Consider the following 19,720-nt stretch of genomic DNA (forward strand, 5'->3'; position numbering starts at 1 on the left):
CTGTCTAAGTGACAGCACTGACGGCACCGGACCGCCAGCGGTGAGAAAGTAGCGTGGAGAAAACAGAAGGTTCTGGTGTGTCACGGTGGGTGGTGCCGAGAGACGGGTTCTGAAGACGGTTCAAGCGGCTTCGACCCGCTCGAGCCACCGATTGAGATCGGCCGGAGCGATCCGACTGCGGTGTGAGACGCGGGCGTGGGCTCGCGCGAGGCGCGCCGCCTCGTGATCGGCATCACAGCGCAGTTCGAAGGAACACCCCTCCCTGGGACACTGGAACTGATATGGCATACCCTAACATAGTCATTCTGTAGTGGTAGGCGTTGCACTTGCATGCCCCAGTGCGGTATACCAACGCTGCATTTCCTCGCCGGTCGACGGCGGAGCGGTCACTCGAACTTCTCGAGCAGCCGATCGTAGAAGACCGGGTCCGAATCGCCCTCGTCCCCGCTCGGCGCGCCGCCGTTGGCCGCGACCGCCTCGTCCCGGGCCTCGTCGGCCAGTTTCTCGACGATCAGCTCCGGCGTCGACCGCGCCAGGTGGTCTTTGACCGGCGAGCGGTTCACCTCGAGTTCCCCGTCGACGAGGCCGACGGCTTCGATCCCGTCCACTGTCACGTCGAACTCGGCCATCTCGCGGATCTCGTCGGCCAGATGCGAGACGAACACCGCCGTCGCGCCGTTCTCGGAGAGCGCTTCGAGGATGCCGGCGATGATCTTCGCCGACGCGCCGGGCTCGGTGATGCTCTCGAGTTCGTCGACCAGCACCAGCGAGCCCTCCCCGCCCTCGGCGAGATCGGCGAACTCCCGGACGGTGGACTCGAAGGCGCCCGCGTCCAGCGTGCCCTGCGTCTTGGCGTGGTAGTGGAGATCGTCGAATCGCCGCAGGCGAACGCGCTCGGCGGGGACGGGCAGTCCCATGTGGGCCAGAATCACCACGCTCGCGACCAGATCCAGCGTGGAGGTCTTCCCGCCGCTGTTGACCCCCGAGAGGAGGGCGACGCCCGAGACTTCGTAATCGACGGGGTCGATCGCTTCGAGCGGTTCGTCCAGCAGGGGAGACCGACCGCCCTCGATCGCGAACCCGACGTCGTCCGCGGCGTCGTCAGTGACAAATTCCGGCATCACGCAGTCGTACTCCCGAGCGAACCGGGCGATCGCGAGTTCGACATCGAGCTCGAGGGCGTCCCGAACGAGCTGGCGGGCCCCCTCGCGCTGATCCGCGAGGTCCGCGGCGAGTTCGCGTTTGAGCCGGCCCGCGCGGCGCTCCTTGGCCGCCGTGAGTTCCTCGCGCAGTCGGCTGACGACGTCCTCGTCGCGCTCGACCGGGAACGTCGGCTCGTCGCTGAACGCCCGGCGAGCGATCTCCGCCTCCCCCTGATCGAGATCGAGCGCGTCGACGAGGTGATCGCGGGACGCGTCGACGGCCGCAGCGTACTCGTCCGCGAGTTCGCGGGACAGCAGCGAGTCGACGCCGGCCCCGCGCTCGACCAGGGAGAGCAGGTCCGAGCCCTCGATCGTCACGTCCTGCTCGCGGATCGCCTGGCGCAGGTGATCGTTAGCGACGCTCTCGGCCGCGCCCGCCGCCGCGTCGAGGTCGTCGACCGCCGTCGTCAGCCGGTCGAGTTCGTCGTCGCCCGCGACCGTGCCGTCCTCCTCGAGCCGCGAGAGGCCGTCCTCGAGCGCCGTGAGGTCGCAGGGCGCCTCGAGACCGGCGGTCCGGTGGACCTCGATGGCGGCCTGTAATCGATCTCGATTGCGAGCGAAAAACGCCAGCGAGCGCTCGGGAACGACGTCCGACGGATTTTCGAGGGCGTCGGGTCGGACCTGCACGTCGCCCTCGAGTGTCACGCCGGCGAACGACTCGTCGAGGGCGATGACGGTCGAGTACCCCCGGGCGAGTTCGGCCAGCCCCTGTGCGTCTTCGACGACCTCGACGGAGAGTTCCGGAATCGCTTCGCGCGCCTCGGAGTAGCGCTCGGCGTCCGTCGTCGCCAGACACCGCTCGCGGACCTGCACGTCACCGGGTTCCCGGAGGGGTTCCAGTCCCTCGAGCGCGTCGAGCACGTCGGGGTCGGGCTCGCGCTCGAGCGCATCGGCCGCGAACGCCTGTACCTCTTCGATGCGGGACCGTTTTGGACTCGGATAGAGCGTTTCGAGTCGCCGGGCCGCGTAGTCGGTGACCGTGCGCTCCTCGAGCAGCTCGAGGACCGCGCGGTAGACTTCCCGTGCGCGGTCGGTCGCCAGAAACCCGCCGGGATCGTCGTGCTCGAGCCGGATCGCGCCGCGCGCGATGCGGGCGGCCCGCCCCTGGGTGATCCCCGGCGCGGCCGCGATCGCTTCCACGTCACCCGTCCGCAGCGCGCGCTCGGGATCGTCGAGCTCGGCTAGCGCTCGGGCCGTCTTTTCACCGACGCCCGGAATCGACTCGAGGTCCATGTTCTCGAGATGCGTATCAAACCGGAATGAGAAAAAGTTCCCGCCCGGGCTTTTCGGGGCCGACGTGGTAGCTCGAGCCATGCCGATCGGCGCGCTCGACTATCACGACCGGACGAAGCACTCGCCCAGAACCGTCCGCGAAGCCGGATACGGGCTCGATTTCGACAACAAGCCGCGGCCGTACAAGGAGTACGTGGACCGCCCAAAACGACCGCTAGCCGATCGGATTCGGCCGCCTCAGCAACCTGCGCTGGCGGCGATCGCAGAGTCGACACCCGACGGGACCCCGACCCGGGATCGGCACCCCGATCGCGAGACCGTCACGAATCTGTGTTACTACGCCGCGGGTATCACGAAGCGAATAACCAAGCGCGGGCGCTCGCTGCTGTTTCGCGCCGCGGCGACGACCGGCGCGCTCTACCACGTCGATCTGTACGTCGTCTGCGGCGATCTCGAGGGACCCGGCGGTTCGGGTACTCCGAGGACCGATCTCGAGGCCGGCGTCTACCACTTCGATCCCCGGACGCTGTCGCTCGACGTACTCCGAGAGGGAGACTACCGCGGCGTGCTCGCGAGTGCGAGCGCAGACGAGGGTGTCGCCGACGCGCCACTTTCGTTCGTCGCGACTTCGACGTGGTGGCGCAACGCCTGGAAGTACGGCGACCGGACGTTTCGCCACGCGTTCTGGGACTCCGGCACGACCCTCGCGAACCTGCTCGCGGTCGCCCACGCGCTCGACTACCGCGCCGAGATCGTCACCGGCTTCGCGGACCGACCCGTCGCCGACCTGCTCGGACTCGAGCCCGAACGCGAAGCGCCGCTGGAACTGGTCCCAATCGGAACGGGCGACAGTGTTCCCGAGTCCGACCGTGACGATCTCGAGGCGATCGACCACGCCACCGAACCTCTTTCACCGACCGAAAAGTCGTTCCCGACGATCCACGAGGCGTGGTCGGCCGGTACCCTCGAGAGCGGTGCGATGGCGAAATCCTGGCGGTCCGAACGACCCGCGGCACCGATCGGGACTCGCGAACACGGTGACGGGGACCGGATCGCACTCGAGCCGGTCGATGACGAGACGGCCTCGAGCCGGCCGATCCACGAGACGATCCGTCGCCGCGGCTCCTGTCGCGAGTACGATCGTGACTCGATCAGCTTCCGGAAGCTCTCGACCGTACTCGACCGCGCCGTTCGGGGTGTTCCGATGGATATCCGACGACAGAGGGACCCGCCGCTGTCGTTCGTCGACCCCTATCTCGTCGTCACCGCCGTCGAGGGTCTCGAGGCCGGCACGTATCGGTATCACCCGGCGGCGGGCGAGCTCGAGCGGCTCCGGGCTGGCGAGTTCCGTAGCGAAGCGGGCCACCTCGCAATCGATCAGCGGCTGGCCGCCGACGCCGCTGCCTGTATTTACTTCCTGACCGACCTCGAGGATATCGTCGACGCGCTCGGAGACCGTGGGTATCGGGTAGCGCAACTCGAGGCGTCGCTGACGGCCGGCCGGCTGTATCTGGGAACCTACGCCCACCGTGATCTCGGCGGGACCGGACTGACGTTCTACGACGACGCCGTCTCCGACTTCTTCGCGCCGCGTGCCGCGGGACAAACCCCGATTTTCCTGTATACGATCGGGCGGCCGGCCTGAGCCCGTCTCTCGTCGACGTCGAATCGGAACCCGTGGGCGAGAATAGCACGCGCTGACGGGGTTGTCCCACTTTTATACGGCCGCGCGTCGCTCCATCGAGCATGCAGCCGAATCGGCGGCCCGAGCGCTCGGGCTCGAGGCAGTGGCGTCGACCGCCGTCGAGTCAGTACCCGACTCAGGGGCGGCAGGAGCGAACACATGGAGTATGAACGCACAGACGTCCCCGTCGATCGACTCGAACTGCTCCGGGCCTACGGCTACGGGCTCTGCATGGGCGCGGCCGACGCGCTCCCGGGCGTCTCCGGCGGTACGGTGGCGCTCTTGCTCGGGTTCTACAGCCGGCTGATCGCCGCCATCACCGCGTTTACTCCCCGCCGAGCGATCGCCGTCCTCCGGGGCTACCACCCCGAGCGGCGAACGCGAGCGCGGGAGGAGCTGCTCGAGCTGGACCTGCAGTTCCTGATTCCGCTCGGCGTCGGCATGGTCACCGCGGTCGTCCTCATCGCGGACGTCGTCTCGTCGCTCGCGGAAACCCATCCGATCGCCATCTTCGGCTTCTTTACCGGGCTGATCGCCGCCTCGGCGATCACGCTGGGTCGGAGCCTCGAGTTGTCCTCGCCCACACACGTCGGGGCTGCGGTGGCGGGTGCGACCCTCGCGTTGCTGGTCGCTGCCGACGTCCTCCAGCTCCCCGGTGGCGGTCCGCTCGTGATCGTCTTCGCCGGTGCGATCGCGATCAGTGCGATGATCCTGCCGGGGATCTCCGGCTCGCTGATCCTGATCCTGCTCGGCCAGTACGTCTTCCTCTCCGGCGAACTGAGCGAGTTCGTCCGTGCCGGCCTGGGCCTGCTCGACGACGGATCGCTCGCGGCAGTCACCGGCCCGGGAACGACCGTCGCGCTGTTCATGGTCGGCGGAATCGTCGGCCTCGTCACGATCGCTCGAGTCGTACGTGCCGCACTGGCCCGCAATCGCGGCCTGACTCTCGTCTTCCTGGTGAGTCTCATCGCTGGGTCGGTTCCCGCCCCGTTGCACAACATCGCCGACGCACACGCGTGGACGACGGAGACGATCGGGTTAACGGCCGCGTGGGCAGTGGTTGGAGCGATCGCCCTGTTCTCGCTCGAGCTCCTCGTCGGCGGGTTCGATCCGGAGTGAGCGGAGCGAGCCGACGATCCCGTTCGATACGGATCCGCTTGCGTCCGCCGGTATCGTCGTTATTTCATCGGTGGTGGTAGCACGAGTATGCCAGTCACGGCGCTCACGGGGCGGAAACCGATACGAACGCTGTCGATCCGCACGCTCCTCGTGGCGGCGACGCGGGAGTTCGACCGCGGAAACTGGGAGCGCGGACTCTTGCTGCTCGGCCTCGTCGTCCTCGCCCGATCGGGAGTCGTTATAGACGTGCTCCGCGGTGATCGGCCGGAATCCGATTAGTCGCCGAAGTCGGCGTCCTCGAAGTGTTCGTTCGCAAGGTCGTCGATCATGTCCTCGATTTCGGCCTGCTCGTCGTCCTCGAGATCCTCGACTGCACCGACGCCGTGGCCGCCGCTTTTCGCCGTCTGCAGGGCGTTCCTGTTGAGGTCCCCGTCGGGATCGACCACCGGGAGCTTCAGATCCGTGAAGTTCTCCGGCGGGAACCCCGAGGCCGAGAGAATGAAGTGGTCGGCGACCTCGCTCAGGTCGTCGGTGTCGAAATCCTCGAGTTGCGGTTCGTCCCATTCCTCGGTCGTCGTGCCGGAGAAGTCGGGTTCGTGCATCTCGTAGTCGGTCATGTGCGTGGCTACCCCGCGCCGGAAAATCGGCGTCCCCCTTGCGTTCTCAGTGGGTTCGAGTGGGCCTCGAAAACGACACCTCGATCCTCGTCCGCGAGGGCTTGCTGAGAGAGCCGCCGGTACTACCAGCGATGGTGGACGTGTTCGAACACGTACTCCTCGTAGACGTCCCGAACGGCCCCGTGAACCCGATTCGAGAGCGGCGGGAGCTCCGAGACGGCGGCGTTGCTGCGGACGTGGTCCGGCGACGTGGTCCCGGGGATGACCGTCGAAACCGCCTCGTGGTCCAGGATCCACCGGAGCGTGAGTTCTGCCAGCGACAGGTCGTCGGGCACGTGGGCCTCGAGCGCGTCGACGGCGTCGTGACCCGTTTCGTAGGGAACGCCCGCGAACGTCTCGCCGACGTCGAAGGCCTCGCCCTCCCGGTTGTAATTGCGATGATCGTCCTCGGGGAACGTCTGGTCGCGCTCGAGCGCGCCGGTCAGCAGCCCCGAGGCGTACGGGACCCGGACGATCACGCCGATATCTTCCGCCCGGGCGCGTTCGAAGAACAGCTCCGCGGGCCGCTGGCGGAACGGGTTGAAGATGAGCTGGACGGTCTCGACGACGTCGTACTCGATCGCCTTGAGCGCTTCCTCGACTTTTTCGACGCTCACGCCGGCGTGAGCGATCTTTCCCTCGTCGGCGAGTCGCTCTAGCGCGTCGAAGGTCGACGGCTGGTAGTACGCCGCCGTCGGCGGGCAGTGCAACTGAAGGAGGTCGAGGGTTTCCTCGCCGAGATTCTCGCGGCTCCGGTCGACGAACGCGGAGAGGTGGTCGTAGTCGTAGCCGTCGGCCTCGTGGGGCTCGAGGCGTCGCCCCGCTTTCGTCGCGACGAACACGTCGTCGTGGGCGTCCCGTTCGTCGAGGACGCGGCCGATGTGGCGTTCGCTGCGGCCGTCGCCGTACACGTCCGCGGTGTCGACGAAGTCGACCCCCGCGTCGAGGGCAGCGCGGACGACGTCGCGGCCGGTCTCGTCGGCCACGTCGCCCCAGTCGCCGCCGATATTCCACGTCCCGAGGCCGACCTCGGAGACGTCGCGTCCGGTCGAACCGAGTCGTCGATGGTTCATATGCGAGCGTGTTCTCGAACGGGCCTATGCGTTAGCCTGCCGGCAACCGTCACGGCGAGCGCCGGCGACGGAGTCAGTTCCCGTCGTCGTACTCGTACTCCCGTTCCGGATCCTCGACGCCCTCGGTTCGAGAGCCGACCCAGGCCCCGAGCGCCAGCCCGTAGACGAGGTGACCGGCGTGAAAGAGCGCGAGTTCGTCGGCCTCGAGCCGGATATCGAGCAGTTCCTGGAGCACGACCTGGACACCGAACGCCGACAGGACCATGCCGTAGACCGCGCCCCAGACGAGCCCGCGCTGTTCGGGCTCGATGGACCGACCGGCGGTGTACAGGGAAAACAGCGCGCCGAAGACCGCGCCCGAACTGACCCCATAGAGGAGGTGGAGCCCGAGGCCGGCGATCCGGTGGTCGGCGGGGTCGCCGCCGGCGACGTACTGCGACCAGAAGTTCGCCGACGGCGGCAGTGATCGCAGGAGCGGGAGCCGAAACGCCGTCATAATGAGCGTTGCAACGACTCCCCCTTGCATCCCGCGGGCTACCGCGTCCGCGATGTGTTCCTCGCGGGAGTGTTCGTCGGCCTCGCTCGTGTGGCCCTCGGTGTCGATAACCGAACGGAGTCGTCCCAGTCGATTTGAGATAGCCATGGTGATCGGGATAGCGGTCCTACCAGAGACATCGCCTTAACCGTCCGGCGTGCTGTGTACTGGTTCGCCTATCGCGGCCACGACCGGGGTAACTCGGCAGCGATGGGTCCGGTGGTCGCGACGATCACCGCTCGTCGGAGACTGCTGGAATACTTATACGGGTCGGCGAAACACACGGGCATGGATTTCGGCGTTCTCAGTACGGCGGGCATCGCACAGAAGGCGTTCCTCCCGGGAATCGAAGCCAGCGACCACGACGTGACGGCGATCGCGTCTCGCGACGAAGCCGACGCGCGCGTCGTCGCAGCGGAGTACGATATCGAGGCGTCCTACGGCGACTACGGCGACCTCATCGAGAACGCCGACGTCGACGCCCTCTACATCCCGCTGCCGAACGCCCTGCACGCGGAGTGGACGAAACGCGCGGCCGACGCCGGACTCGACGTCCTCTGCGAGAAGCCCCTCGCAGTCGATGCGGCCGAGGCGTGCGACGTCGTCGACCACTGTGCGGACCGGGGTGTGACCCTGATGGAAGCGTTCATGTACCGATATCATCCGCGGACCGAGCGCGCGTTCGCCCTGGCGCGCGACGAACTAGAAGACGTCCGCTCGGTGACGGCGACGTTCAAATTCCGGCTCGACCGGACGGGAGACATCCGCCTCTCGCCCGAGCTGGCGGGCGGGAGCCTGATGGACGTCGGCTGTTACCCCGTCTCCGTGGTGCGTCAGGTCCTCGGCGAACCGGAGCGGGCGTACGCGTCCGCAGTCGACACCCGCGACGCCGGCGTCGATTCGGAGTTGACCGGGATCCTCGAGTACGCCGACGGGGCGACCGGTCGCGTCTCGTCGAGTTTCGACACGGAAACCGTCCAGCGCTACCGGATCGAGGGAACCAACGGCTGGATCGAGGTCGAGAACGCGTTCGACGTGCCCGACGGCAGGCTCGAACTCGAGTACCGGATCGACGGCCGCCGCGGCGTCGAGACGTTCGATCCAGTCAACCAGTTCCGGCTCGAGATCGATCACTTCGCCGACTGCGTCGCCGCCGGCCGGACCCCGCGGACGGACGGCGACGAGGCGATCGCCAATATGCGGGTGCTCGACGCACTGTCGGAAAGCGCCGATCGCGATCGTCCCGTCGAGATCTGACAACCCCACCTAATACGCGGACGACAACGTCCGTTTGCCCGTCGGGTTCGAACGACGGTCCATGACAACGGTCGAGCCAGAACTCCGGGCCGCCCGCGACGACCTCGCGGCTCGAGACGGCGTCGGCGATTAATGCAGCGATCGTGAGATCGGCGACACGGCCCGACCGATGGTCGAAACGGAGCCGACAGGTTTCGGCAAGTATATTTTTACCCACTTAATCCGTTGCGGCTACCAATGCCCGACCCGATCCGGATTCTTTCCGTGAACGACGAGTCCGATAATCCGGGTCTGCTGACCGCTCGGTTGGACAGGCCATCTGGCCGATTCGATGTCCGTACGGAGCCCACCGCTGGAAAGGCACTCGATCGGCTCGAAACCGTACCGGCATCGATCGACTGCATCGTGTCCGAATATCGACTCGCCGGCGGACGCAACGGACTCGAACTCCTCGCGGCAGTCCGCGACGCGCACCCCGACCTCCCCTTCGTTCTCTACACCGACGCGGGTTCAGAAGCCGTCGCGAGCGAGGCCATCTCGCTCGGCGTGACGGAGTATCTACGGAAATCGGCAGACGGAGCTGCCGATCGACTCGCCGATCGGATTACGACCGCCGTCGAACGATACCGACGCCGGAAACAGCGACGGGAGGACAGTAATCTGCTGGCGGCGATCTTCGATCACGTCCCGATACACCTGTTCGTGAAAGATGCGGAGGGACGACACGTCCGCGTGAGCAGACACCTCACCGAGCGGACAACGCACGATACGGACGCCCTGCTAGTCGATTCGTTCACCCGGGACGAGATACTCGGTCGAACCGATCGCGAAATCGCGACCACCGAACACGAGCGCCAGGCGTACGACGACGATATGCGCGTCGTCGAGACGGGCGAGCCGATCATCAACAAAGAGGAGTACAGTCCGCTTTCCGACGAGTGGAACCTGACCTCGAAAGTCCCCTGGTGCAACGAGGACGGAACCGTACAGGGCCTCATCGGGATCAGTCACCGCATCACGGAACGGAAACGCTACGAGCAGGAACTCGAGCGCCAGAACAAGCGGCTCAACGAGTTCACCAGTATCGTATCCCACGACCTTCGAAACCCGCTGAACGTCGCGCAGGGGCGTCTCGAGGAGGCCAGAGCGTCGGACGACAACGACCACCTCGCTGCCGTCGCGGAGTCGCACGATCGGATGGAGTCGCTGATCGACAACCTGTTGCTGGTGGCGCGGGAAGGTGAAGCGGTAACCGAGTTCAAGTCCGTCCGACTGGCCGAACTCGCTGACGCCTGCTGGCACACCGTTGACACGGCGGGAGCCGAACTCACCGTCGAGACGGACGCGGTGATCAGTGCCGATCGAGACAGAGTGAAACAGCTCCTCGAGAACCTGTTTCGGAACGCTGTGGAGCATAGCTCCACAAGCCCTCGTTCACACGCTCACGAGGACGCCGCGGAGCACGGCGGATCGGACGTGACGGTGACGGTCGGCCGTATCGGCGGCGGCCCCGATTTCTACGTCGCCGACGACGGCCCCGGAATTCCGCCTGCCAAGCGCGAACGGGTACTCGAGCGGGGCTATTCGACGAGGACCGACGGAACGGGATTCGGACTGTCTATCGTCGCGCAAATCGCGGAAGCGCACGGCTGGTCGGTGTCGGTCACCGAGGGGGAAGACGGCGGTGCACGGTTCGAGATCACGGGCGTCGACGACGCCGCTTGCCGCCGGTGAGCGAGACCGCTGCCGGAAATCGACCGGCGACAACGTCCTTTTGCCCGTCGGGTTCGAACGACGGTCCATGACAACGGTCGAGCCGAAACTTCAGGCCGCCCGCGACGACCTCGCGGCTCGTGACGGCGTCGTCGTCGCCTTCTCCGGCGGCGTCGACTCGAGCGTGGTGGCCGCACTGGCCCACGACGCGCTCGGCGAGGACGCGGTCGCCTGCACCGCGAAGAGCGAGACGCTCCCCGAGGCCGAACTCGAGGACGCAAAGCGGGTCGCACGCGAGATCGGCATCCGCCACGAGATCGTCTCCTTCTCCGAGCTCGAGAGCGACGCGTTCGTCGAGAACGACGACGACCGCTGCTATCACTGTCGAACGATGCGACTCGGCGAGATGCTCGAGACCGCCCGCGAACTCGGCGCGGGGACGGTCTGCGACGGGACGAACGCCGACGATCCCGGCGCGGGCCACCGACCCGGACTGCAGGCGGTCGAGGAGTTGGACGTCCACTCGCCGCTGCTCGCCCACGACATTTCGAAGAGCGAGGTCCGCGAGATCGCCGACCGATACGATCTCTCCGTCGCCGAGAAACCCTCGATGGCCTGTCTCTCTTCCCGGATACCCACCGGGCTCGAGGTCACCGAGGACCGGCTCACGCGAATCGAACGGGCCGAGGCGCTGCTCCGCCAGTGGGGGTTCGACCAGTTCCGCGTCCGCGACCACGACGGGCTCGCCCGCATCGAGGTCGCGCCCGACGAACTCGAGCGCGCCCTGAATCGGGAGTTCGTCGAGACGGTTCGCGCGGAGCTGTCGAACCTCGGCTTCGATCACGTCACGCTCGACCTCCACGGCTACCGGACCGGCAGCGTCAGCCCCGAAACCGAGGAGGAAGAGTCGGCCGTCGAGTCCTCGACCAATGATTAACACCGACCTTTTTTCCGCTCGGGTTCACTGCGTTCACCCCTCGCGCAAAAAATCTCGACCAAAAAAGGCCGCTCGCTCACTCCGTTCGCTCGCGGCGAGTATCGGTGAACCGCCTGCCCTCCCCCGGGTCGCGCGATTCGCCGCGATTGCGGCGAACGCGCTCCCGGCCAAAGCCGTATTCCTTGCGTTCGATAACGAGAGACGGGCTTCGAATCCGCGACTGGCGACGGCTATCAGCTGAGAACCAGCAATCGATTACGGGGTTGGTGTGAGAACCGATCGTGACGGCGAGGTGCGATTCATCGAACGGTCGGTTACAATCGCCTTTGGTAAACAAAAATCCAGAATATAACCACGTTTCGCGTAGAGAACCCATCATTGTTGGAGCTTCTGGACTATCGTTCGATAATATTGCTCGTTGCGATACGAACGTAGCGCTTGGGTTGCTATCAGTGACTGATGGAAGCCGACGTGCCGCTCGAGTGGACCACCGAAGAGTGTCGGACCTACACCCCGGCCGACACGGACCGGGAAATGCAGTATCGGACGTATCTCCACGAATCAGGTGATTTGCGGCTGAAGGTTGCGCCCGCGTCGCTCGACGGCGAAGATCATCCCGGCTACGCGCTGACGGCGACGAGTTATCCGGGGCTCGATCTCTCCGAGACGATGCGGGTCAGGACCGTGTTGACGTTCGAGCGGTGCAACCGGATCGCCGGCGAATTTATGGACCTCTTTTCGGCCAGCTACGACGGCCCCGGCTCGCTCGAGGACGCGCTGGAGTACGCCTACGAGCGAACCCGAGGCCATCGCTGATCGGCTGGTGGAAGCGACCACGGGCCGTCGCTCGAATCTCCCGGGGCGAGTGCGAGCGTGGCGCTACTCGATTTCTAACTGTCCACTATCGGCGTCCTCGCCGTCGGTTTCGTCCCACTCGAGTTCGAACTCGACGCTCAATTCACCGGGTGCGTCGGTCGGCCCCTCGCGTTCGGCCTTGACTTCGAAGGTGGGCCGAGCGGGCGGTTCGAGGGTCACCGACTCGGATCCCGCTTTGAGCGTGATCGGTTCGCCGTCGTCCAGATTGTCCGCGACGCGGCGGAGGAGCGACGCGATTTCGGCTCTGCTCTGTTCGCTTTCGGATTTGAAGAGTACCTCTTCGGGCATACGAGACTATACGGTCCGCACGTTGATAAATACGCAGACGAAAAATCAGTTCGATACCGCCGAGGGAACGAGGGACCGTGTCAGTCGTCGGACGGCGCTGCGGACTCGTCGGCCGCCGCAGCCGCCGCGGACTCGCTCTCCGCGAAGGGGTACCACGACTGTTTGGCGTCGGCCATGTACGGCGCTTCGAAGTCCGTCTCCTCGGGCTCGCAGAACTCCACGAGCTGTGCCTCGGCCGTCGCCTCCACCCACTGGCGGAACGTCTGTCCCTCGCTGCGGTGGGCCGCGTAGGCCTCGAGCAGGTTCCGAATCGCGCCGGGAGCCTCGTCGGCCGGGACGCGCTGCTGGACCCAGTCGATGAACGAGGGGTCCTCGCCCACCCCGCCGCCGACGCCGATGTCGAAGGCCTCGACCATCTCGCCGTCCTTGCGGGCGCGCATGCCCTGCAGGCCGATGTCGGCGGTCATCGCCTGCCCGCAGTCGGCCGTACAGCCGGAGTAGTGCATCTTGATCTTCCCCACGTCGTCGGGTAGTTCGACGTTCGCGTTGAACCAGCGCAGCATGCGGGCCATCCGCCCCTTCGTCTCGGTCAGCGCGATCGAGCAGAACTCGGTTCCGGTGCAGGCCATCGCGCCGCGCTCGAAGGGGCTCGGCTCGGCGGGGTACTCGGAGAGCAGCGGTTCCGCGAGCAACGCGTCCAGATCCTCGTCGGCGACGTCGACGATGACCGGATTCTGCCGGCGGGTCAGCCGGACCTCGCCGGAGCCGTACTCGTCGGCCAGATCGGCCAGTTCGATGGCGTCCTCGGCCGGCAGCCGACCGACGGGCACGCTCAGTCCGACGTAGTTCCGGCCGTCTTTCTGGTCACCGACGCCGACGTGGTCGTGCTGGCCGTCCTCGACCGGTTTCCCGGCGTTGTAGGTGTACTCCTCGCGGAAATCCTCGCCCGCCGTGTGCATGTCGAACTCGACGTACTCCTCCTGGAGCGTCTCGCGGATCTGTTCCATGCCCCAGTCCTCGGCGAAGAACCGGGCGCGGTTCTTCGAGCGGTTCTGTCGGTCGCCGTAGTCGTGGTACAGCTCGACGAAGCCGCGACCGACCTCGTAGGCGTTCTCGGGCCGGACGAAGACGTCCAGCGGCGTCGCGGCGCGGGGCTGGCGGCCGCCGAGCCCGCCGCCGATGCGGACGTTGAACCCCCTCACCGTCTCTCCATCGATCTCCTTCCTCGCCGGCTCGAACCCGATGTCGTTGATCGAATCCTGTGCACAGCCGACCGTACAGCCCGACGCGCTGATGTTGAACTTGCGGGGCATGTTCGCGAGCGCGTCGTCTTTTCGGAGCTCCTCTTCGAAGCGCTCGAGCAGCGGCCCGGCTTCGACGAATTCCTCGGCCTTTCCGTGGAGCGGGCAGCCCGAGATGTTGCGCATCGTGTCGCCGCCGGCCGAGCGGGAGTGGACGCCGACCGACTCGAGTTTCTCCCAGATTGCCGGGACGTCCTCGAGCTCGAGCCAGTGCAGTTGGACCGACTGGCGCGTCGTCAGGTCGATCCAGCCGTTGCCGAACTCGGGATTTTCGACTGGGCCCTTGGCGTACTCGCGGGCGACTTCGCCGATCGTCCGCAGCTGTTCGGGCTCGAGAATCCCGCTGGCGTTGGTCAGGCGCATCATGAAGTACGATTCCTGGCCCGAACGCTGGTGGAACAGGCCCCAGAACTTGAAGCGGGTGAACCACTTCTCGTGTTCGTCCTCCGGAATCGCCTCGTAGCCGCCGTCGGTGGCGAAGTCGAGGATGTGTTCGCGGACCTCGTCCCCGTAACAGCCGTCCTTGAGTTCCTCTTTCTTATGCGCCATCGGGGACCACCTCGCTGACCGAACGATCGGACGCGAAATCGCGAAGTTCTTCACCAAACATGTCGTAATTCACGTTTTGACCACATGGTACTAAACCTTATAACGGTAATCGTTTACAAACATCTGTTTTTCGCTCGCATTCGGGGCCGGACGTGGCATCTCCAATGGAATATGGTCTGTATAAGGACGTATATCGCGAGTGACCGGGTGGAGAATTGGCGATTACAAACGCGATCCCAGCAGTTCGATCTCGCTCGCACGCGAACGCTGGGCAACGTCCGATTCGGCGGTTCCGGTTCCGCGCGGGACGCTCGAAACGGTATACACCGTTGTCGCGACGATCGCTGACGGATCAAACCCCGACGAACGGGTAGAACGGAGCACGAAACCCGAACGAACTCAATCGTCGGCCGGAGCCGGTCCGTCCGGAGCCGGCTCCACTCGAGTCCGGTACAGCCGGCCGGAGAGGCCGATCGACGCGACCGCGAGGACGAGAACGACGACGAAGCCGTTCGCGTAGCCGGCCGTTCCCTGCAGATCGACGAACAGTCCCAACACGGGCGGAATGACGAAGCCGCCGAACGCGCCGAGCCCGCCGACCAGTCCCGACGCGCCCCCGACGGCCTCCGGGACGTATTTCGGGACGAGACCGAACACCGCCGCGTTGGCGACGCCGATCCCGATGCCGAGCAGCACCGTCGCGCCGATCGCGAGCGGGACGGTTCGAGCGACGACCAGAATCGCTGCGGCGACGCCGACGACGACGAAGCTCGCGATCGCGGTCCGTTCGCCGCCGAGTCGATCACTCGCGACGCCGCCCGGCACGCGGACGAGCGCCGCGAGGAGCGTGAACGCCACCGCCGTGAGAGTCCCGGCACCCTGCAAGTCGAGGTCGTGGACGGCCGTCCAGTACGACGGGAACCAGGTGGTCAGCGCGAGGAAGCCGCCGAACGATGCGAAGAACAGGACGACGAGCACCCAGGTTCTCGGAATTCCGGCCGCCTCGCGGATCGAGGCCGTCGCGTCGCCGCTGGGGAACAGGTCCTGCCCTCGCGCTTTGGCTTCTCGCTTCGCGTCGTCGGCCTCGAGTCCCCGCTTTCGGAGCTGAAAAAACGGGGCGTCGACGGCGACGACGGCGTAGACCACGGTTCCGAGGACGAGGAACCCGAACCACGCGAGGTACGCACCCGTCAGCCCGAGGGCGGCGAGCGCGACGGGAACGACGAGCGTAAAGATCCCCGGCGAACTGTTGCCGAGTCCCGCGTACACCGCGAGCATCGTTCCCTGTCGGTCCTCGGGCGACCAGTAGGACGTCTGGGCCGCGCCGACCGAGAACGTCGCGATCCCGCACCCGCTCAGCGCGCCGAACAGGAACACCAGCGGATAGTGGGCCATCGTCAGGCCGTCCGTGCCGACGGTCACGAGGATCGTCGACAGGCCGGCCATTCCCACGACGGCACAGCCCAGCAGGACCAGAAACGGCTTCGCCGCCCCGACGTCCTCGACCCACGCGCCGAACGGAATCCGGAGCAACGAGCCGGTCAACTGGGGTGCAGCGACCAGCAACCCGAGCGCGAGCCCGGACAACCCCATCGCTCCCTCGAGCTCGGTCGCGACGGGCCCGTAGAGGACGACGCCGGCGAACCCGACAAAGAAGCCGAGGGTCGCTGACGCGACGCCGCGTCGCGGGCTCCCCCGTATATCGCGTGTGCCGTCGCTCGTCGGTTCGGGGGTCGATTTCGCGGTCATGAGTGGTCAGGCGCTCGCTTCCGCGACCGCCCTGACGTCCCGTTCCCGCGGCGGCTCGAGACGAACCGCACACTGCTTGAAGTTCGGCTCGTTCGAGCGCGGGTCGACGTCGGGGAGCGTGAGATCGTTGACGTCGGGGTGATGAATCGGCAGCCAGACGACTCCGTCCGGGATCGCCTCGTCCGTCTCCACGCTGACCGTCACCGACGCTCGTCGGGAGACGACGCGAGCGAACCGGTCGTCTTCCTCGTCGGCCTCGGTCTCTTCGGCCGCGGCCGCGAGTTCGTCGGCGAACGCGACGGCCGTCGCCGGGCTGACCCGGGCCGTCGGCGGTTCGTCCTCGCGGGTCCGAACCCCGGTGTTGTACGCGTCGGGGCGGCGTGCGGTCGTCAACGTGAACGGATACGTTTCGTCCGTCGGTTCCGGGAGCGCTCGGGCCTCGTTCATCGAGAACCGGGCGCGGCCGGACTGGGTGTAGAACGACCACGATTCGTCGCTCGGGTCATCGACGGAACCGGTCGCATCGTCCGGCTCTCCAGCCTCGTAGTACCGGTACCCGCCCGCTACGTCCGGTGCCGGTGCCGGCCAGCGGACCGCGTGTTCGGCCTCGAGGCGGTCGTAGCTGATCCCCGAGAGATCCGCTGGGGTCCCAGCGGTCAGCGCGACGAATTCGTCGAAGACGGCTTCCGGCTCGAGCGGGCCGTCGAACAGATCGGGGACGAGCCGATCGCCGAGCTGGCCGATCAACGCCAGGTCGGTTCGGACGCCCGAGGGCGTCTCCGTCGCCGCCCGAACCCGGGAGACGGTCCGCTCCATGTTGGTCGTCGTCCCCTCAGACTCCCCCCAGGTCGCGGCTGGGAGAACGACATCGGCGTAGTCGACCGTCTCGCTGCGAAAGGCGTCCTGAACGACGAGGAACGAGTCCTCGAGCTTCTCGCGGACGCGCGTGGTATCGGGCATGCCCGCGACGGGGTTGGTCGCGACCGCGTAGACGGCGTCGACGTCGTCGCCGATCGCGTCGACGATGCCGACCGGTCCCGGTCCGGGGTCGTCGGGAAACCGAGAGACCGGCACGTCCCACGTCTCGGCGACCTCCCGTCGGTGCTCCGGATCAGCGAACGGTCGGTGGCCGGGCCAGGACCCCTTCGACGAACAGACGCGGGTCCCCATCGAATTGGCCTGACCGGTCAGCGAAAACGGCCCCGAGCCCGGCCGGAGGTTACCCGTCGCGAGACACAGATCGATCAGTGCGCCCGCGGCTGCGGTCCCGTTGACGCTCTGGTTGATTCCCATCCCCCAGTAGAGCAGGGAGGGGTCCTCGAGCGCCGCCGCGAGGCGGTCGACGTCGGCCATCGAAACGCCCGCCATCTCGGCGGCATCGGCCGCGTCGGGGAGGTCCGCGCGGAGTTCCGCGAACCCGATCGTCGCCTCGTCGACGAACGCTTCGTCCACGCCGTCCGTTTCGATAACGCGGGCGAGGACGGCTCGAGCGAGTGCGAGGTCGCCGCCCGGCTCGAGGGGCACGTGGTGGTCGGCGACCTCGGCGGTCTCGCTGTGGACGGGATCGACGACGATCAGCTCGGAGTCGTCCTCGGCCGCGGACTGCCGAATCCAGCGGAACATGACCGGGTGGGCGGCCGCCGGATTCGCTCCCCAGACCACGTGCGTTTCGGCCTCGGGGATGTCGTCGTAGGTCGGCGGCGGCGCGTCGCTCCCGAACGCGTCGTAGTACGCCGTGACGGCCGAGGCCATACACAGCGTCGTGTTGGCGTCGTAGTACCGGGTTCCGAAGCCGCCGCGGGCGAGTTTGCCCAGCGCGTAGGCCGCTTCGTTGGTCTGCTGGCCGCTTCCCAGGACGGCGACGCTGTCGCCACCGGCCTCGTGAGCGGTCCCCAGCCCTTCCGCCGCGCGCTGGAGGGCGGACTCCCACGTCGTCGGCACGAGTTCGCCGTCTTCCCGCACGAGCGGCCGCGTCAGCCACTCGCCGCCCGGATCGGCGGTCTCGCTGACGCCGCGCTGACACGCCAGTCCCTGATTGACCGGATGACTGGGATCGCCGCGGACGGTCTCGAGGCCGTAGCCCCGTTCCGGACTCTGCTGGACGTGCCCACACCCGACCGCACACCGCATACACGTGGTCGGGACGAGATCGGTCACGATACCCACCTCGCCGCGGTACGGGAGTGAACGAGACTGTGTGATTTACAATCACACTCGTCCAATGGAGATTCGCGTAATATCATGCAGAGTTTCACAGATTAGGAGAACATACGGAACTACTAAACGGTGATCGTTTACAAACTGTTGGTTTTAGCTTGGAAATGGCCAGGAGTCCGGAATATGCGGACGGATAGGGAGAATATAAGGGCATTATATGAGGACCATTTCGCTCGGGGAGCGAACGAATGTCCACGAATCGATAGCAGGCGTGATCGCTCGAAGTGGCCGTCGTCGTGTCGAAAACGGGTAACTGACTCGAGTGCGGTTATTCCCGTCCGACCCACTTGAGGATGAACAGCGTCCCCTCGAACAGCAGGATCATCGTCACGGCGACGAGGATGGGTGCCATCCCCGTCGGGTCGAGCGTGAACGCGAAGGCCAGCGCCGCGAAGGCCGCCCAGAAGTACAGCCGCTTCTGGGCCAGCCAGCGACGGGTCGTCACGCCCAGCATGATCGCCAGCATGATGAACAGCGGAATTTGGAAGACGATCGCGAGGAAGCCCGTCAGCGTGATGATCAGGTTAAACGTGTCGCCGAGCGCGTACTGGATATCCGCGCTCGCCTCCGCGTAGTACGTGAAGTACTCGAACAGGATCGGCAACACGAGCAGGTAGGAGAACACCATCCCGAGCGCTCCCAGCACGACGCTCGTCGGCACCGCCGCGAGGTAGTACTTGCGCTCGTTGGGGTACAGTCCCGGCCGCATGAACAGGTAACACTCGTAGATGAACGCCGGCAACGCGACCATGATCCCGAGCAGCGACGAAATCTTGATCCGGGTCAACCACAGCTCGAGCGGATTATACACGTGCGGCGGTGGCGCGTCACCACCGGCCGGGAAGACGTTGAACCAGACGAACTGGATCGCGTCGGAGGCCCACAGCAGGCCGATCGCCGTCCCGCCCGCACCGAACAGCAAGACGACCGCCAGCCGGAGCACCATCTCCTCGATGTGATCGGCCAGCGGCATCTCCTCGTCGTCCGGCGGCGTCGAGATACCGCCGATGTCGTCGTCGGGGTCGGGATAGGTGGGTTCAGGGTTGTGACGGTCGCTGACGACTCCCTCACCGTCCGTCTCGAGGTTGGGATCGTCCGCACCGTCGTGTTCGGACGTCTCTGCGTCGCTTCCGGACTCCGGTTCGGACGCGTCAGTCGCGGTTGGCCGGTGCTCGTCGGGGTCCTCCCGCGGCTCTGCCGGGCCCTCGACGTCGCGGTCCTCCGCCGGCTCGTCCGACATCTACAGGATATTGATAGGCCACCGGTTATAGGCCTTTTTCTTACGAAGACCCCTCGAGGGTGAGAAGGTCGTCCGATCGCCCCACGAACCG

Annotated in this window: 17 protein-coding genes; 7 read left to right on the plus strand and 10 right to left on the minus strand. The window is 66.3% G+C overall.

Annotated features, from left to right (window positions below; translation table 11 throughout):
* Positions 1 to 120 precede the first annotated feature (120 nt).
* Together LDB05_RS14355 and LDB05_RS14360 are read right to left on the minus strand one after the other, a co-directional pair.
* Positions 121 to 288: a hypothetical protein gene (locus tag LDB05_RS14355; protein WP_226004675.1), complete on the minus strand. Its 168-nt coding sequence runs from the start codon at positions 286 to 288 to the stop codon at positions 121 to 123.
* A 98-nt stretch (positions 289 to 386) separates the two neighbouring features.
* Complete coding sequence (locus LDB05_RS14360; protein ID WP_226004676.1) at positions 387 to 2,435, minus strand: MutS-related protein; 2,049 nt, start codon at positions 2,433 to 2,435, stop codon at positions 387 to 389.
* 79 nt (positions 2,436 to 2,514) lie between these two features.
* Here LDB05_RS14360 and LDB05_RS14365 point away from each other — a divergent pair, with 79 nt between their 5' ends.
* The 3 genes from LDB05_RS14365 to LDB05_RS14375 all read left to right on the plus strand — a co-directional run bounded on the left by LDB05_RS14365 (position 2,515) and on the right by LDB05_RS14375 (position 5,517).
* Entirely contained in the window at positions 2,515 to 4,080 is a 1,566-nt protein-coding gene (locus tag LDB05_RS14365) for a SagB/ThcOx family dehydrogenase (protein ID WP_226004677.1), read from the plus strand.
* Positions 4,081 to 4,278: 198 nt separating this feature from the next.
* A complete protein-coding gene (locus LDB05_RS14370) occupies positions 4,279 to 5,238 on the plus strand; it encodes a DUF368 domain-containing protein (RefSeq protein WP_226004678.1) in 960 nt (319 codons plus the stop codon).
* 87 nt (positions 5,239 to 5,325) lie between these two features.
* Positions 5,326 to 5,517 carry a hypothetical protein gene (locus LDB05_RS14375; RefSeq protein WP_226004679.1) on the plus strand — a complete coding sequence of 64 codons (192 nt, stop codon included), beginning with the start codon at positions 5,326 to 5,328 and terminating at the stop codon, positions 5,515 to 5,517.
* On the opposite strand, the gene LDB05_RS14380 is transcribed toward LDB05_RS14375, so the two are convergent.
* The 3 genes from LDB05_RS14380 to LDB05_RS14390 all read right to left on the minus strand — a co-directional run bounded on the left by LDB05_RS14380 (position 5,514) and on the right by LDB05_RS14390 (position 7,610).
* Entirely contained in the window at positions 5,514 to 5,855 is a 342-nt protein-coding gene (locus LDB05_RS14380) for a hypothetical protein (protein WP_226004680.1), read from the minus strand. The genes LDB05_RS14375 and LDB05_RS14380 overlap by 4 nt on opposite strands.
* Before the next feature lie 122 nt (positions 5,856 to 5,977).
* Positions 5,978 to 6,967, minus strand: a complete 990-nt coding sequence (locus LDB05_RS14385) for an aldo/keto reductase (protein ID WP_226004681.1) — start codon at positions 6,965 to 6,967, stop codon at positions 5,978 to 5,980.
* A 73-nt stretch (positions 6,968 to 7,040) separates the two neighbouring features.
* Positions 7,041 to 7,610, minus strand: coding sequence for a hypothetical protein (locus LDB05_RS14390; protein ID WP_226004682.1), 570 nt, complete (start codon positions 7,608 to 7,610; stop codon positions 7,041 to 7,043).
* 180 nt (positions 7,611 to 7,790) lie between these two features.
* On the opposite strand from LDB05_RS14390, the gene LDB05_RS14395 reads away from it, so the two are divergent.
* The 4 genes from LDB05_RS14395 to LDB05_RS14410 all read left to right on the plus strand — a co-directional run bounded on the left by LDB05_RS14395 (position 7,791) and on the right by LDB05_RS14410 (position 12,225).
* Positions 7,791 to 8,759, plus strand: coding sequence for a Gfo/Idh/MocA family protein (locus LDB05_RS14395; protein ID WP_226004683.1), 969 nt, complete (start codon positions 7,791 to 7,793; stop codon positions 8,757 to 8,759).
* A 237-nt stretch (positions 8,760 to 8,996) separates the two neighbouring features.
* Entirely contained in the window at positions 8,997 to 10,493 is a 1,497-nt protein-coding gene (locus tag LDB05_RS14400) for a sensor histidine kinase (RefSeq protein ID WP_226004684.1), read from the plus strand.
* Between the two features lie 67 nt (positions 10,494 to 10,560).
* Positions 10,561 to 11,409: an ATP-dependent sacrificial sulfur transferase LarE gene (gene larE, locus LDB05_RS14405; protein WP_226004685.1), complete on the plus strand. Its 849-nt coding sequence runs from the start codon at positions 10,561 to 10,563 to the stop codon at positions 11,407 to 11,409.
* Positions 11,410 to 11,868: 459 nt separating this feature from the next.
* Complete coding sequence (locus tag LDB05_RS14410) at positions 11,869 to 12,225, plus strand: hypothetical protein (RefSeq protein WP_226004686.1); 357 nt, start codon at positions 11,869 to 11,871, stop codon at positions 12,223 to 12,225.
* A 63-nt stretch (positions 12,226 to 12,288) separates the two neighbouring features.
* Here LDB05_RS14410 and LDB05_RS14415 read toward each other — a convergent pair whose 3' ends face one another.
* The 5 genes from LDB05_RS14415 to tatC form a co-directional block, all read right to left on the minus strand.
* On the minus strand, positions 12,289 to 12,573 hold the full coding sequence (locus LDB05_RS14415; protein WP_226004687.1) for an amphi-Trp domain-containing protein: 285 nt from the start codon (positions 12,571 to 12,573) through the stop codon (positions 12,289 to 12,291).
* 80 nt (positions 12,574 to 12,653) lie between these two features.
* Entirely contained in the window at positions 12,654 to 14,423 is a 1,770-nt protein-coding gene (locus LDB05_RS14420) for a nitrite/sulfite reductase (protein WP_226004688.1), read from the minus strand.
* A 399-nt stretch (positions 14,424 to 14,822) separates the two neighbouring features.
* Positions 14,823 to 16,172: an MFS transporter gene (locus LDB05_RS14425; protein WP_226004689.1), complete on the minus strand. Its 1,350-nt coding sequence runs from the start codon at positions 16,170 to 16,172 to the stop codon at positions 14,823 to 14,825.
* 6 nt (positions 16,173 to 16,178) lie between these two features.
* Entirely contained in the window at positions 16,179 to 18,302 is a 2,124-nt protein-coding gene (gene nasA, locus LDB05_RS14430; protein WP_250160943.1) for an assimilatory nitrate reductase NasA, read from the minus strand.
* Between the two features lie 355 nt (positions 18,303 to 18,657).
* Positions 18,658 to 19,629: a twin-arginine translocase subunit TatC gene (tatC, locus tag LDB05_RS14435; protein ID WP_226004691.1), complete on the minus strand. Its 972-nt coding sequence runs from the start codon at positions 19,627 to 19,629 to the stop codon at positions 18,658 to 18,660.
* Positions 19,630 to 19,720 lie beyond the last annotated feature (91 nt).

Source organism: Natrinema salinisoli (genome assembly GCF_020405205.1).
In the GTDB taxonomy this organism is placed as follows: Archaea; Halobacteriota; Halobacteria; order Halobacteriales; family Natrialbaceae; genus Natrinema; species Natrinema salinisoli.